Here is a 14,500-nt window from a genome sequence, read left to right as displayed (position 1 = left end):
GTTGTCCACAGGTCGGTTCTCCACAGGATCTGTCGGCCTCCACCGGCCCGTCGCACGCACCTGGTAAGCAAGACCCATGACCGATGCCAGCACGCCAGTTCCCGGATCCAGAGCCCTCGTCCTGGGTGGCGGAGGTGTCGCCGGCATCGCCTGGGAGGTCGGCGTCCTCACCGCCCTGCAGGACGCCGGCGTCGACCTCGACGCCGCAGACCTGGTCGTCGGCACGAGCGCCGGCAGCGTCGTCGGCGCCTTCGTCCGGAACGGCGCGGTGCAGCAGGCGTACGACCAGCAGCACACCCCCGCACCGACGACCTACGTCGAGCCGCCGGCCATCGACACCGACGCCGTCCAGCAGCGGATCGGTGCCGCGCTCGAGGGCGCGACCGGCGAGCAGGACGCCCGCGCCCGCCTCGGCCTCGCCGCCCAGCAGGTCACCGACGGACAGTCCGACGACGAGCGCGTGGCGACCTTCACCGAGACCCTGCCGTCCACCGACTGGCCGGCGAAGCCGCTCGCGATCACCGCGGTCGACGCCACCGACGGCACGTTCCGACTGCTGACCGCGGCCGACGGCGTCCCGCTCCCCCGTGCGGTCGCCGCGAGCTGCTCCGTGCCCTTCGTGTGGTCGCCCGTCGGCATCGAGGGCCGACCGTACGTCGACGGCGGGGTCCGCTCCGGCACGAACGCCGACGCCGCCGCCGGACACGAGCGTGTCCTCGTGATCGCCTGCGGTCCCGAGGGTCCGTCGCCGGTCGGCCCGTGGCTCGACGTCGCGGTCGAGTCGCTCCGCGCCGGCGGCAGCTCGGTCGAGGTCGTCGTGGCGGACAGCACCGCGCAGGAAGCCTTCGGCACGAACTCGCTCTCGCTGGCCACCCAGGCGCCCTCGGCCGAGGCCGGCCGCGCCCAGGGCACGGCGGTCGCCGAGCAGATCGCCGCCTTCTGGGCCGATGACCTGGTGAGCGTGGTCGCATGACGACGCCGTTCTCCGACCTCGACCAGTACATCGCGCTCCCCCGGGTCGACGGGATCGCTATCAGCCCGAACGGTGAGCGCGTCGCCCTGACTGTCAGTGCGCTCGACCCGGACCGCACCGGGTACCGGCGCTCGATCTGGCAGGTGCCCGCCGGCAACGACACCGAAACGAACGCCGATGCCGACGCAGCGGGCAGCGCCGCAGCCGGTACCGCGGTCCGCCTCACCCGTTCCGCCAAGGGTGAGGGCGGCATCGCCTTCACCCGCACCGGCGACCTGCTCTTCGTCTCCGCCCGCCCCGACGCCGATGCCACCGACGCCGACGCCGCCCAGCTCTGGGTCCTCCCGGCGGCCGGTGGTGAAGCGCGCCCCCTGACGCGGCTCACCGGCGGGGTCGGCGGCGTCCTGGCGACCGCTGCGGCCGCCGACACCGCAGCGCTCACCGCCGACCTGCTGCCCGGCGCCGGTACCGACCCGGCCACCGTGGTCGACGCCGACGCCCAGCTCCGGAAGGCCCGCACGGACAAGAAGGTCCGCGCGATCCTGCACGAGACGTACCCGGTGCGGTACTGGGACCACGACCTCGGGCCGGCCCAGACCCACATCCTCACGCTCGACCTGGCCGAAGGCCAGACCGAAGACCACGCCGAGGACGCAACCGCGCTCCCCCGCCTCACCGACCGCACGCCGGCTCCCGGCCGGTCGCTGGACCACGTCGCCGGGGCACTCACGCCCGATGGTTCCGTCCTGTTGGCAGCCGTGGGTGTCCGGGAGGCCCGTGGGGACCGCTCGACGCTCGTCACGATCGACTGCACCAGCGGCCACCGCTCGGTGCTGTTCGACGACGCCGACGTCGACCACGAGATGCCCGCGCTGAGCCACGACGGTCGCACGATCGCCTGGGTCCGGACGGTGCGCTCCACCCCCGCCGGTGCGAACCAGCAAGAGGTCTGGACGGCCGGCATCGACGGGTCGGACCCGCGCCGCATCGCCACCGACTGGGACCGCTGGCCGAGCGAGCTCGTGTTCGAGCACGGCGACCGAGCGCTGCTCGCCGTGGCCGACCAGGACGGCCGGGCACCCGTGTTCCGCATCCCGCTCGACGGCGCAGCCGTCGAACAGCTGACCCACGACGACTGGGCGTACTCGAGCCTGCGCGTGGCGGAGGCGACGGGCGCGGTCGTGGCGCTCCGGGCCTCCTGGGCGGCACCGCTGCACCCCGTGCGGATCGCGACGGACGGCGAGGTGACCCCGCTCGCGACGCCTGCGCCCCTGCCCGAGGTCCCCGCGCACCTGGAAGAGGTCGAGACGACCGCGGCCGACGGCGCGCGCGTGCGCGGCTGGCTGGTCGTGCCGGAGGGTGACGGGCCGCACCCGCTGCTGCTCTGGATCCACGGCGGACCGCTCAACTCGTGGAACCAGTGGTCGTGGCGGTGGAACCCGATGCTCCTGGCGGCGCGCGGGTACGCCGTGCTGCTGCCGGACCCGGCACTGTCGACCGGCTACGGGCTCGACTTCGTGAACCGTGGGTGGAACGCGTGGGGGCAGGCGCCGTACACCGACCTGCTGGCGATCACGGACGTGGTCGAGGCCCGAGCGGACATCGACGAGACCCGCACGGCGGCGATGGGCGGCTCGTTCGGCGGCTACATGGCGAACTGGGTCGCCGGGCACACCGACCGCTTCCGCGCGATCGTCACGCACGCAAGCCTGTGGGCGCTCGACCAGTTCAACGGCACCACGGACTCGTCGCAGTACTGGTCGTCGATCTTCGACGCCGCCGGCATCGAGGCCAACGACCCGCACCGGTTCGTGGCGGACATCACGTCACCGATGCTCGTGGTCCACGGCGACAAGGACTACCGGGTGCCGATCGGCGAGGGGCTGCGACTGTGGTCCGAGCTCGCCGAGCACCACGCGGCCGACGACGGCACGATGCCGCACCGGTTCCTGTACTTCCCGGACGAGAACCACTGGGTGCTCTCGCCGCAGCACGCCGTGGTCTGGTACGAGACGGTGTTCGCGTTCCTCGGGCAGCACGTGCTCGGCCAGGAGTGGGAGCGGCCGGAGCTGCTCGGGTAGCGCGGGCGTGGCGGTCGACCCGGAACGACACGATCGACGTCGCACGACATCGAGAACGTCGTTCCGGGTCGGATCCACCCGACCGACCCGATCCGGGCGGGCTGCTAGACGAACGCGGCCTGCCCGGTGATCGCCCGACCGACGATCAGCGTGTTCACCTCGCGCGTGCCCTCGTACGAGTAGATCGCCTCGGCGTCCGCGAAGAACCGGGCCACTCCCTTGTCGAGCACGATGCCGTTGCCGCCCTGCACCTCGCGACACCAGCCCACGGTCTCACGCATCTTCGCGGTCGCGAACGCCTTCGCCAGGGCGGAGTGCTCGTCGCCCCCGACGCCGGCGTCCTGCATGGCCGAGGCCTGCGTGCAGAGCGCGATCGAGGCCGTGATGTTCGACAGCGACTTCACGAGCAGGTCCTGCACGAGCTGGTGCGCGGCGATGGGCTTACCGAACTGGATCCGCTCGCGGGCGTACGCGAGCGCCGCGTCGTAGGCGCCGACTGCGATGCCGACGGCCTGCCAGGCCACCTCGGTGCGGGTCAGGCGGAGCACCTCGGCGGTCGACCGGAACGAGTCGGCGCGCTGCAGTCGACGCGATTCCGGCACGCGCACCCCCTGCATGACGATGTCGGCGTTCTGCACCCCGCGCAGCGCGATCTTGTCCTCGATCTTCGTGGCGGTGAAGCCGGGGGTGTCCGTGGTGACCAGGAAGCCCTTCACCTGCTCGTCCGCGACGTCCTTCGCCCAGATGACGACGACGTCGGCGAAGGTGGCGTTGCCGATCCAGCGCTTCTCACCGTCGAGCACCCACGTGTCGCCGTCGCGGCGGGCGGTGGTGCGCAGGCCACGTGCGGAGTCGCTGCCGGACAGCGGTTCGGTCAGGCCGAACGCACCGATGAGCTCGCCGGCCGCCATGCGCGGCAGCCACTCGCGCTGCTGTTCCTCGCTGCCGGCGACGGCGATCGAGTTCATCGCCAGACCCGACTGCACGCCGATGAACGTCGCGACGCTGGCGTCGACGCGTCCGAGCTCGAGCGCCGCCCACCCGCGGTACACGGCCGAGTTCTCGAACTGGCGCACGAGCGGGATCCCCGGCCCGTACATCCCGAGCTCGGCGAGCGGGGCGATCACCTGCATCGGGAACTCGGCACGTGCCCAGTACCCGTCGGCGATGGGCGCGACCTCGCGCTCGAGGTACTCGCGGAGTCGCCCGATCGACGCGCGCTCCGGCTCGGTCAGCTGCTGTTGGAAGCCGTAGAAGTCCGATTCGAGGAGGCCCGTCGTGGGCGTCAGCGTTGACATGGAACCAACGATGCATCATTCTCGAAAACGTTGCAAGGGAGGACCGCGTGTACACATCGGATTCTGCGCTGCGCGCCTTCCGGGAGGCCCGCCACACGTTCATCGACGGCTCGCGGATCGACATGGGCGCGTTGGCTGCCGCACTCGGCGTGGACCGTACGTCGCTGTTCCGGTGGGTGGGCAACCGTGACCGGTTGCTGTCCGAGCTCCTGTGGTCCCTTGCAGTCCCGACGCTCGACCGGGCGTCCCGCGCTGCCGACACGATCGGGTCGTCCGGAGCGGCGCGCATCGTCGACGTGCTCGACCGGTTCACCGCCGACCTCATCGAGGCCACCTACTTCCGCGCCTTCCTGACCCGCGAACCCGCGCGGGCGATGCGCCTGCTGACCACCTCGGAGAGCGACGTGCAGAGCCGGTTCGTCGAGCGGGTCACCGCGCTCGTGGTCGAGGAGCAGTCGTCCGGCGAGTTCGATCCGGCCCCGCTGTCCGCCGAGGAGCTCGCCCGGCTGCTCGTCCGGATCTCAGAGTCGTTCACCTACGCTGAGTTCATCTCCGGTGAGGCCCCCGACCCCGTCCGGGCACGCGCCGCGTTCGAGTACGTGCTGCGCCCCGCCGCCGATCACGCCACACCCGCACCTCCGATCGGAGACCGATGACCATCGACGAGTACCCGTTCCGCCGCCTCTACCCCACACGGTGGAACGACAACGACATGTTCGGGCACGTCAACAACACGATCTACTACTCGGCGATGGACAACGCGTCGACGTACTGGTTCCGCGAGGAAGCGGGTCTCGACCCCTTCACGTCGGAGTGGATCGCAGTGCTGGTGTCGTCGAGCTGCCGCTTCGTCGAGTCCGCCGTGTGGCCGGACGTCATCGAGGTCGGGATGCGGTCCAAGCACCTCGGCAACACGAGCCTGTCGTGGGAGTTCGGCCTGTTCCGGCAGTCCGACGGCGCACTGCTCGCCACCGGTGAGTTCGCGCACGTCATCATCGACCGCGAGGGCGCCCGCCGACCGATCCCCCTGCCGGAGTCGCTGCGCGCGCTCGTGACCGGCACGATGGTCGCACAGGAGCCCGCCGTCGCCGATTGACCGCGCGCACGACGCCCGGTCAGGGGCGGTAGTCGTCGCGAAGGGGCTGGTTCAGCCGCACAGCGAGGTCGTCACCCGCGGGCTTTGCGCCGTTCAGAGTCCCGAGCACCTTCGCCGCCGTCGACAACACGAAGCCGATCCCCCGGCCGATGGCTTGCACGAAGCGCATGACGTCCCCTCTCGTCACCCCATGCTAGCCCGCGGCCCGAGGACTGCTCAGGACTTGAGGGCAGCGAGCTCGAGGTTGATGTCGTCGGGGTCCTGCACGGACAGGATCACCATGCCGGCGTCCCCGAGGTCGGTCACCTCGCCGTGCTCGACCCCCGCGGCGTCGAGACGTGCGGCCGCCTGGTGCAGCTCGTCGACGGATCCCACGACGAAGCTGACGTGGTCGAGCCCGACGGTATCCGGGTCGAACGTCTGCCCCGCCGGGGCGACCGGGCGGAGACCGAAGACCTGGTCGCCGAGCCGGAACACGGAGCCGCCGTAGAAGCGCTCACGGTCCTCGCGAACGCCGGGCTCGTCGACGTGGTCGCTGAAGTCGATCGCCGGGTCGGTGCCGAGCAGCTGCTGGTAGAACGCCTTGCTGCGGTGGATGTCGGTCACGGTGACGCGGACGTGGGCGAGGGCGGTCGGACGTGCGAACGGTTCGGTCATGGTGGGGCTCCTCCGGGTTCGACCCGACGCCAGTGCTGTCGGGTGCGCGCCGTGGTTGCGACGCGCACCCGAGGCAACGCTCTGCCCCTCCGAAGCACCCGACACCGTGCGGCGACCGGACAGCGGCGCTGGACCCGAACGCCAGCGCCGCGGTCCGGTCAGATGAGCTCGTCGGTCAGGTGGTTCGGCGTACCGAAGCGGTGCGCCGTGATCGAGACCGCCTGCTCGCGGACGAACGGCAGGATCTCGAGCCGACCGGCCTCGGTCACGGGGCCGCCGTACACCGCGACGTCGGGACGCCCGCCGATCGCCGAGTACAGCGTCGACGTGTCGCCGCCGATGAGCCGGACACGGGTCGACGGGCCCGCCGCGATCGACGACGCGAAGGACTCGTCGGAGACCGCCTGCGACACGGAGCGCACGTTGGGCAGCGAGCGGAGCGCCGATGCGACGGGTGTCGGCAGCGCGGCGGCCGTCGAGACGTCGATCGCCGTGCCGGCCCGGAGCGCAGCCGCGACGACGCGGACGAGGTCAGGAACAGCATCCTCGTCACCAGAAGCCAGCCGCACCTGCACCGACGGGAACGGCAGGTACCGCGCGATGTTCCGCTCGGCGCTCAGGGCCGAGACGTCGGTCGCGGTGCCGAACAGCGTCGACCAGGCCTGCTCGTCCGACGCCAGCGACCGGTCGAGCACCGGCGAGGTGACCCCGGTCGCACGAACGAAGGCGCTGACCGGAGCAGAAGGAACGGACGCAGCAGTCGACAGAGCAGGCGCCCACGACCCGAGCCCGAGCAGGTAGTTCAGCCCGCCGGCCTTCGTGCCCGCGCCGACGGCGGACTTCTTCCAGCCACCGAACGGCTGCCGGCGGACGATGGCGCCCGTGATGCCGCGGTTGACGTAGAGGTTGCCCGCCTGGATCCGCCCGAGCCAGGTACCGATCTCGGCCGGGTCGAGCGAGTGCAGGCCCGAGGTCAGGCCGTAGTCGACCTCGTTGACGATGTCGATCGCTTCGTCGAGGGTGTCGGCGGTCATCATGCCGAGGATCGGACCGAAGTACTCGGTGCGGTGGAACTCCGAGCCGCGGCGGACGCCCTGGCGGACACCCGGGCTCCAGAGCTTGCCGGTCTCGTCGAGCTGCTTCGGCTCGACGGCCCAGGTCTCCCCCGCACCGAGCGTCGTCAGGCCGGCGAGCAGCTTGCCCGAGGCCGGCTCGATGATCGGACCCATCTGGGTGGTGGGGTCGGTCGGGGAGCCGATGGTGAGCGAGGACACGGCGTCGAGGAGCTGGTTGCGGAAGCGCTTCGACTTCGCGACCGAGCCGACCATGACCACGAGCGACGCGGCCGAGCACTTCTGGCCGGCGTGCCCGAAGGCCGAGGCGACGACGTCCTTCACCGCGAGGTCGAGGTCCGACGACGGGGTGACGATCACGGCGTTCTTGCCCGAGGTCTCGGCGAGCAGCGGCAGGTCCGAGCGGAACGAGCGGAACAGCTCAGCGGTCTCGTAGGCACCGGTGAGGATCACCTGGTCGACCATCGGCGAGGCGATGAGCTGCTGGCCGAGCTCGTTCTCGGACACCTGCAGGAACGCGAGCACGTCGGCCGGGGCCCCGTGGGCGTCGAGCGCGGTCTCGATGATCGAGGCGAGGACGGCTCCGGAGCGCTCGGCGGGCGGCGCCGGCTTGAGGACGACGGCGGACCCGGCAGCGAGTGCGGCCAGGGTCGAGCCGGCGGGGATCGCGACCGGGAAGTTCCACGGCGGCGCGACGAGGGTCAGCGTGGCCGGGGTGAAGGTCGCACCGTCGAGGTCGTCGAGCTGCGACGCGAGCGAGCCGTAGAAGTGTGCGAAGTCGATCGCTTCGGACACCTCGGGGTCGGCCTGGTCGATGGTCTTGCCGGTCTCCGCGGCCATGACCTCGATGAGTGCTGCACGGTTGGCCTCGAGTGCGTCGCCGACGGCGTGCAGCACCGCGCCACGAGCGGCACCGGACCAGGTCCCCCAGACCGCACCGGCGGCCTGGACGCGAGCGAGCGCCGAGTCGAGCGACGCGGCGGAGTCGACCCGGGCCTCCTGGACGGCGCGGACGCCGAGCGTCGACGACGCGATCCGGTCCGTGATGGCCGAACCCCACTGGCGCACCGACGCGACCGACGGGTCGCTGTCCGGCGTGTTCTCGAACCGGCCGGGTCCGGGGCGCCCAACGGCCGCGTAGCGGTCGGCGACGCGGTGGGACGCGGGAGCGGCGAGGCCCTCGGGTGTGGCGAGCGGCACGAGCGAGGCGCGGAAGCGTTCTTCTTCGCGGGCGAACAGCGGCGGCGACGACACCAGCGAGAAGACCGCGGACATGAAGTTGTCCTGCGAGGCGCCTTCTTCGAGGCGGCGGATCAGGTACGCGATCGCGACGTCGAACTCTCCGGGGTGGACGACCGGCGTGTAGAGCAGGAGGGAACCGACCGTGTTCTTCACTGCCGACGCCTGGCCCTGCGCCATGCCGAGCAGCATCTCGAACTCGATGCCGTCCCGAACGCCCCGTTCGCCGGCGAGCAGCCAGGCGTGCGCGACGTCGAACAGGTTGTGCCCGGCGACACCGACGCGGACGTTCTCGACGCGCGACGGGGTGAGCGCCCAGTCGAGCACGCGCTTGTAGTTGGTGTCGGAGTCCTGCTTGGTGTGCCAGGTGGCGAGCGGCCAGCCGTGCACCGAGGCCTCGACCTGCTCCATCGGCAGGTTCGCGCCCTTGACCAGGCGGACCTTGATGCCGGCACCACCTCGGGCGCGGCGGGCGGCGGACCACTCCTGCAGCTGCTCCATCGCGGCGAGCGCGTCGGGCAGGTACGCCTGCAGGACGATGCCGGCTTCGAGCCCGAGGAACGCGGGCTCGTCAAGGAGCTTCGTGAAGACCGCGATCGTCAGGTCGAGGTCCTTGTACTCCTCCATGTCGAGGTTGATGAACTTCGCCGGGGTCGAGGCCGCGGCGCGCGTGAACAGCGGGCGGAGCTGCTCGACGATGTCGTCGACGGCGTGGTCGAACGCCCACGGCGAGTGCGGGTGCACGGTCGACGAGACCTTGATCGACACGTAGTCGACGTCGTCGCGTGCCAGGAGCTTGTGCGTGCCCTCGAGCCGGCGCGCGGCCTCGCGCTCGCCCAGCACGGCCTCGCCGAGCAGGTTCACGTTGAGCCGGACGCCGTCCCGCTTGATCTTGGCGATGGCGGGCCCGAGCTTCGAGTCGGTCGCGTCGACGATGAGGTGGCCGACCATGCCCCGCAGCACCCGGCGGGCGATGGGCACGACGACGCCCGGCAGCATCGGCGCCATGCCGCCACCGAGGCGCACGAGTCCGCGCATCGCGGCGGGCAGGAACCCGGGGGCACCGGGCGCGATCTGCCGGAGCTTGCGCGCGGCGACGGCGAGGTCTTCCGGGCGGACGACGCCGTCCACGAAGCCGACCGCGAAGTCGAGACCGGCGGGGTCGGCGAGCACCCCGGCGAGCTGCTTGGCGGAGCCGTCCACCGGGAACGACTCGGCCTCGGCCAGCCACTGTCGGACGAGTGCGACGGACTGGTCCGCCAGCGCGTCGTGGTCGGTGGCGGGGTGCTCCTGCAGGGTCGTCATGGGATCAGTGTGGAGGCCCGGGATACGGTAGCGGAAGCGACCGTTCCTGATGGGTACCGTTCAGTTGCACTACCGAATCAGCCGCGACCCCGCTACCGTCAGACCATGCTCGATGTCCGCCGCCTGGTCCTGCTCCGCGAGCTGTCGATCCGCGGGACCATCGCCGCCGTCGCCGAGGCCATGAACTTCACGCCGTCGGCGGTCTCGCAGCAGCTCAGCGCCCTGGAACGCGAGGCAGGGGTGCAGCTCCTCCGCAAGGCGGGTCGACGGTTGCAGCTCACCCCGCAGGCCGAGGTGCTGGTCGCCGCCGCCGGCCACGTGCAGGACGTGCTCGAGCAGGCCCAGGCGCAGGTCGAGGACACCCTGCCGTCGGTCCAGGGGCGAGTGCGCGTCGCCGTGTTCCAGTCCGCCGCCCTCGCGCTGATGCCCAACGCCCTGCACGAGATGGCCACCGAGCACCCCGACGTCCGCGTCGAGATGGTCCAGCGCGAGCCGGAGACCGCCCTGAACGAGACGTGGGCGCGGGACTTCGACATGGTCATCGCCGAGCAGTACCCGGCGCACGCTGCCCCGCACCTGTCCGGGCTCGACCGCTCGGACCTGACCACCGATGCGGTCCGCCTAGCGCTGCCGCCGCTCGACACGGCGCTGCTACCGGTCTCGAGCCTCGAGGACGCCGAGGCCCTGCCGTGGGTGATGGAACCCCGCGGGACGGCCTCGCGGCACTTCGCGGAGCAGGTGTGCCGACGCTGGGGCTTCGAGCCGGACGTCCGCTACGAGACCGCCGACCTGCAGACCCAGATCCGACTGGTCGAGTCCGGCAACGCGGTCAGCCTGATGCCGGACCTGATGTGGACCGGACGCACGACGACCTGCCGACTGCTCGAACTGCCCGAGCAGCCCCGCCGCACGATCTTCACCGTCGTGCGCGCCGCCGGGGCGTCCTCGCCCGCGGTCCGTGCGCTGCGCGCCGCCCTCGAACGTGCCGCGGCGGCCGTCGGCGACTGATCTGCCTGACGCGCCTGACGCGGTGGACCGCACCGGATGACGGACGGGAGGCCCGTGGCGGATCCGCCACGGGCCTCCCGTCCGACGCGGGTTGCCGCACGCACCCCCAAGCATGGTCACATTCCGGTCACCGTCGCCTGTACGGGCGTGCAGCACCGCTACGATCCGAGAACGCCGAAACTCTCGGCAGATTCTCACGATCCGGCCACCCAGCCGGACCTCACCCTGGGGGGAACCCGTGCACCGCAGCACCTCCGCCGTCCGTCGCGCATGCGCCGTCGGCACCACCGTCGCACTCGTCGGCCTGACCACCGGACTCGGCATCATGTCCGCGACCGCAGCCAGTGCCGTCGAGCCGATCGACTCGACGCAGCCCGTCACCTCCGCCGAGACCCCGGCACCGACCGACTCGGCCGAGACGCCCGCTCCGACCGAGGTCCCCACGGACGCCTCGACCGACGCCCCGTCCCCCGCCGAGGAGACCCCGGCACCGACCGACGAGGCGACCACTCCCGACGACGAGCCGGCCGCGCCCGAGACGACGGCTCCGGCCGCCGAGACCCCGGCGCCGACCGCGACGCCGACCCCGGACGTCACGGCGAAGGCCGCCGACGCGACCGTCACCATCGACGGTGCGGCCAAGGTCGGCGCCCTCCTGAGCGCGGTCGTCACCGGCTTCGACGAGGAGTCCACGTACAGGTACGTCTGGGCTGACCAGAACGGCGCGGTCCTGTCGAAGACCGCGACCTACCGCATCGACCCCACCGACGTGCGCAAGACGATCACCGTCACGGTGACCGGCACGCTGCCGGACGCGACCGACACCACCGCGGTGACGTCCGAGGCGACCGCCCCGGTCGCGCAGGACCCCGCGTTCCTCGGCACCGACGGCAAGCCCACGACGGCCGGCGCCGACGCCGACCACCCGCTCGCTCTGAGCACCGCCGCCGGCGACGCGTTCTCGTACACGTTCCGTGCGCAGGGTTCGCCCGAGCCGACGTACAAGCTCGACTGGTTCGAGTCGTACGACGCCGAGAACGCCGCGGAGAACGAGGAAGAGGGCTACTTCCCCTCCGATCAGCTGCCGGACGGCCTGACCTTCGACGCGTCGACCGGTGAGCTGAGCGGCGTCACGACGTGGGTCTCCGAGTGGGACTTCGCCGTCACCGCGACCAGCGGCACCGCATCGGTGACGCAGTACGTCGCGCTGAACGTCGAGGCCGGCGCCCCGGCCGGCATCCTGGTCTACACGACCGACCGCGCGGGCCTGTTCGACGACGACGACAGCGACGACCGGACGACCTGGATCATCGCGCCCGACGGCAGCGTCATCACCCTGAGCCCCGAAGAGTTCATCGAGGGCGGTCGCCCGACCATCAAGCAGGGCGGCACGCTCGTCGTCGCTGGTGGTCTCGCCGACCGCTACGGCAACCCGATCGTCGACGACGACGAGGACGCTCCGGTCCTGCTGCCGACCGTCACGTCGGACATCGCCAGTGACGTCATCGCTCCGGACCCGGACTTCGGCGACTTCGGGCTCGTGAACGTCACGTTCCCGCACGCCTCGACGCACAACCTGACCGTCGCCGCTGGCGCGTTCAGCACGTCGTTCCCCGTCGAAGTCCAGCCGACCGCCGCCACCGTCGTCACCCCGACCACCCCGGTCCCCGCGGCCGCACCGGTCACCCCGACGAACCGTGGCGGCCAGCTCGCCTACACGGGTTCGGACGCCACCGGCGCCCTGCCCTGGGCCCTCGGTCTGCTCGTCGCCGGTGCCGGCCTGATCGGCGCCCGCACCCTGCGCCGTCGCCGCGCACAGCGCTGACGGTCCCCCGTTGTCTCCCGTCCGTCGCGTGCCCGCGTGACGGACGGGAGGCCCGGCTCGGCCCCGCCTGTCCCCTCCCCGGGGCGGCGGGGCCGTTTCCGTCTCACCGTCGGTAGCGTGGGCACCATGCCCACGCTGCTGCACATCGACTCCTCGGCCGACCTCTCCCACTCCCGTTCGCGCGCGCTGACCGCCGCGTTCGCCGATGCCTGGCGCGCACGCGGACCGGAGTACACGGTGGTCCGCCGCGACCTGCACGTCGACCAGCTCCCGCACCTCGAGACCTCGGCGCTGCACTGGGCGGCAGCGGACCGCACCGCGGACGAGTCCGTCGCTCCCGAGGCCGAGGCACTGCGCCAGGAGGTCATCGACGAACTCCTCGCCGCCGACGTCGTGGTCGTCGGGTCGCCGCTGTACAACTACACGGTGCCGTCGACGCTCAAGGCCTGGATCGACCGCATCCACATCCCCGGGGTCCTGGCGGGCGACGTGCAGCCCTTGGCCGGCCGTCCGGTCGTGACCGTGGTCAGCCGCGGTGCGACGTACGACGCCGGCACCCCGACCGAGGACTGGGACCACGGCTCGCCGGTCCTGCACCTCATCCTCGGCACGGCGCTCGGCATGAAGCTCTACCCGATCACGGTCAGTGCGACCCTGGCCGACCGGCTGCCCGACCTCGCCCCGCTCGCCGAGCACGCGTCCGCCGAGCTCGCCGACGCGAAGACGACGATCGAGCGCCTGGCGTCGACCCTCGGCTGAGGTCAGGACGCGAGCGGTCAGGCGGGACGGATCTCGTCCGACCGGCCGAGCAGCTCGGCGTGGAACGCCGTCTGCGTCAGTGCGCTCGCGAGCAGGAACCCGGTCATCGACTCGATCCCGCCGCTGAACGGCACGCGTGCGGCGACCTCGAACAGCGTGGGCCGGTCGAGCAGGTCGAGCGCCTCGGCGACGTGCCGCGACCGCTCCTCGCGGTGTCGAGCCAGCGTCTGCGCGCGGGCGACGACGTCGGCGAACCGGTACTCATGGCCCGGGCAGACCTCGAGCCCGGCGTACACGTCGAGTCGGCCGAGCGACGCCAGGTAGTCGCCGAGCGGGTTCGTGGCGGTCCGACCACCGAGGCCGATCCCGGAGTTGATCCGCGGCAGCACGTGGTCACCGGTGAACAGCAGCCCGTCTGCCTCGTCGACGTAGCACACGTGCCCGGCGGTGTGCCCGGGCGTCCAGAGCGTCCGGATGGTGCGCCCCGGGATCGGCAGCTCGTCGCCGTCGGCCAGCAGCAGGTCGGCGTAGGGCGCCTCGCTCCGCCCGAGCCCGATCCGTCGCCCGCTCCCCCAGGCCGCGACGACGCCGTCGTGCAGCTCGGGCGGCAGGCCCCACGTGGCGATGTCGGCGTCGTTCCGCACCGCGTCGGTGCGCTCGCGGTCGAGGGCGTCCACCTCGAGCCCGTGCATCGCGACCCGCGCACCGGTCGCTCGGCGGACCGCGGCGGCAGCACCGAGGTGGTCGGCGTGCAGGTGCGTCACGGCGACGAGGGACACGTCGTCGAGCGACCGGCCGATCGCCGACAGTGCGGCGCGGACCTCGTCGAGCCCGCCGTCGGACGACCACCCGGGGTCGATCAGCGCGAGGGACCCGTCCGACCCCTCGACGACGTAGACCAGGGTCGCGTCGGGCACCCCGAACCGGAACGGCACCGCGAAGGTCCAGATCCCCGGCCGGACCTGTTCGACGGGCGGCAGGACGCCGTCGCGGAGCGCGGCGGCCTGCACGGGGCTGATCGGTTCCGGAGCCGGCGCTGCCGACGGGGGCACGGTCGTCACCCGCACCACAGTACTGACGCGAGCCGACCTGCCCCGGGTGATCCGGGCCTCCCGGCCGCACGTCGTGAGCAGGAATGGTCGAGTCGTCGCGCCGGACCCGACCATTCCTGCTCACGAAGCGCGCA

Annotated in this window: 12 protein-coding genes; 7 read left to right on the top strand and 5 right to left on the bottom strand. The window is 72.0% G+C overall.

All coding sequences use genetic code 11. From position 1 onward, the window contains the following. The first annotated feature begins 76 nt into the window (after window positions 1–76). Window positions 77–973, top strand: a complete 897-nt coding sequence (locus tag EDF23_RS17365; RefSeq protein ID WP_131922578.1) for a patatin-like phospholipase family protein — start codon at window positions 77–79, stop codon at window positions 971–973. Next, on the top strand, window positions 970–3,054 hold the full coding sequence (locus EDF23_RS17360; protein ID WP_131922577.1) for an alpha/beta fold hydrolase: 2,085 nt from the start codon (window positions 970–972) through the stop codon (window positions 3,052–3,054). Before EDF23_RS17365 ends, EDF23_RS17360 begins: the two co-directional genes overlap by 4 nt. A 104-nt stretch (window positions 3,055–3,158) precedes the next feature. On the opposite strand, the gene EDF23_RS17355 is transcribed toward EDF23_RS17360, so the two are convergent. Next, window positions 3,159–4,352 (bottom strand): acyl-CoA dehydrogenase family protein, encoded by a 1,194-nt coding sequence (locus tag EDF23_RS17355; protein WP_131922576.1) that lies wholly within the window; start codon window positions 4,350–4,352, stop codon window positions 3,159–3,161. 47 nt (window positions 4,353–4,399) lie between these two features. On the opposite strand from EDF23_RS17355, the gene EDF23_RS17350 reads away from it, so the two are divergent. Next, entirely contained in the window at window positions 4,400–5,008 is a 609-nt protein-coding gene (locus EDF23_RS17350) for a QsdR family transcriptional regulator (protein WP_131922575.1), read from the top strand. Beyond that, complete coding sequence (locus EDF23_RS17345) at window positions 5,005–5,448, top strand: thioesterase family protein (protein WP_123292423.1); 444 nt, start codon at window positions 5,005–5,007, stop codon at window positions 5,446–5,448. Before EDF23_RS17350 ends, EDF23_RS17345 begins: the two co-directional genes overlap by 4 nt. Window positions 5,449–5,467: 19 nt before the next feature. Here EDF23_RS17345 and EDF23_RS19370 read toward each other — a convergent pair whose 3' ends face one another. From EDF23_RS19370 to EDF23_RS17335, 3 genes are all read right to left on the bottom strand, one after another. Beyond that, complete coding sequence (locus tag EDF23_RS19370; RefSeq protein WP_165901185.1) at window positions 5,468–5,617, bottom strand: hypothetical protein; 150 nt, start codon at window positions 5,615–5,617, stop codon at window positions 5,468–5,470. A gap of 47 nt (window positions 5,618–5,664) precedes the next feature. Then, window positions 5,665–6,105 carry a VOC family protein gene (locus EDF23_RS17340; RefSeq protein ID WP_131922574.1) on the bottom strand — a complete coding sequence of 147 codons (441 nt, stop codon included), beginning with the start codon at window positions 6,103–6,105 and terminating at the stop codon, window positions 5,665–5,667. A gap of 158 nt (window positions 6,106–6,263) precedes the next feature. Next, window positions 6,264–9,722: a bifunctional proline dehydrogenase/L-glutamate gamma-semialdehyde dehydrogenase gene (locus EDF23_RS17335; protein WP_131922573.1), complete on the bottom strand. Its 3,459-nt coding sequence runs from the start codon at window positions 9,720–9,722 to the stop codon at window positions 6,264–6,266. 105 nt (window positions 9,723–9,827) lie between these two features. Here EDF23_RS17335 and EDF23_RS17330 point away from each other — a divergent pair, with 105 nt between their 5' ends. The 3 genes from EDF23_RS17330 to EDF23_RS17320 all read left to right on the top strand — a co-directional run bounded on the left by EDF23_RS17330 (window position 9,828) and on the right by EDF23_RS17320 (window position 13,314). Then, the gene (locus EDF23_RS17330) at window positions 9,828–10,730 is read left to right on the top strand and encodes a LysR substrate-binding domain-containing protein (RefSeq protein WP_111086860.1); all 903 of its coding nucleotides are present in this window, start codon (window positions 9,828–9,830) and stop codon (window positions 10,728–10,730) included. Between the two features lie 238 nt (window positions 10,731–10,968). Next, window positions 10,969–12,555: a putative Ig domain-containing protein gene (locus EDF23_RS17325; RefSeq protein WP_131922572.1), complete on the top strand. Its 1,587-nt coding sequence runs from the start codon at window positions 10,969–10,971 to the stop codon at window positions 12,553–12,555. 126 nt (window positions 12,556–12,681) lie between these two features. Then, the gene (locus EDF23_RS17320) at window positions 12,682–13,314 is read left to right on the top strand and encodes an NAD(P)H-dependent oxidoreductase (protein ID WP_131846290.1); all 633 of its coding nucleotides are present in this window, start codon (window positions 12,682–12,684) and stop codon (window positions 13,312–13,314) included. A gap of 17 nt (window positions 13,315–13,331) precedes the next feature. On the opposite strand, the gene EDF23_RS17315 is transcribed toward EDF23_RS17320, so the two are convergent. After that, window positions 13,332–14,375: an MBL fold metallo-hydrolase gene (locus EDF23_RS17315; RefSeq protein ID WP_165901184.1), complete on the bottom strand. Its 1,044-nt coding sequence runs from the start codon at window positions 14,373–14,375 to the stop codon at window positions 13,332–13,334. Window positions 14,376–14,500 lie beyond the last annotated feature (125 nt).

It is taken from the genome of Curtobacterium sp. PhB128, from assembly GCF_004340725.1.
In the GTDB taxonomy this organism is placed as follows: Bacteria; Actinomycetota; Actinomycetes; order Actinomycetales; family Microbacteriaceae; genus Curtobacterium.
This window is presented reverse-complemented; position numbering and strand designations above follow the sequence as displayed.

Bases quoted from the DNA above. Each gene is read 5' to 3' on its own strand.
- EDF23_RS17340 (WP_131922574.1), bottom strand. From the start codon at position 6,105: ATGACCGAACCGTTCGCACGTCCGACCGCCCTCGCCCACGTCCGCGTC.
- EDF23_RS17330 (WP_111086860.1), top strand. From the start codon at position 9,828: ATGCTCGATGTCCGCCGCCTGGTCCTGCTCCGCGAGCTGTCGATCCGC.
- EDF23_RS19370 (WP_165901185.1), bottom strand. From the start codon at position 5,617: ATGCGCTTCGTGCAAGCCATCGGCCGGGGGATCGGCTTCGTGTTGTCG.
- EDF23_RS17365 (WP_131922578.1), top strand. From the start codon at position 77: ATGACCGATGCCAGCACGCCAGTTCCCGGATCCAGAGCCCTCGTCCTG.
- EDF23_RS17345 (WP_123292423.1), top strand. From the start codon at position 5,005: ATGACCATCGACGAGTACCCGTTCCGCCGCCTCTACCCCACACGGTGG.
- EDF23_RS17360 (WP_131922577.1), top strand. From the start codon at position 970: ATGACGACGCCGTTCTCCGACCTCGACCAGTACATCGCGCTCCCCCGG.
- EDF23_RS17335 (WP_131922573.1), bottom strand. From the start codon at position 9,722: ATGACGACCCTGCAGGAGCACCCCGCCACCGACCACGACGCGCTGGCG.
- EDF23_RS17355 (WP_131922576.1), bottom strand. From the start codon at position 4,352: ATGTCAACGCTGACGCCCACGACGGGCCTCCTCGAATCGGACTTCTAC.
- EDF23_RS17320 (WP_131846290.1), top strand. From the start codon at position 12,682: ATGCCCACGCTGCTGCACATCGACTCCTCGGCCGACCTCTCCCACTCC.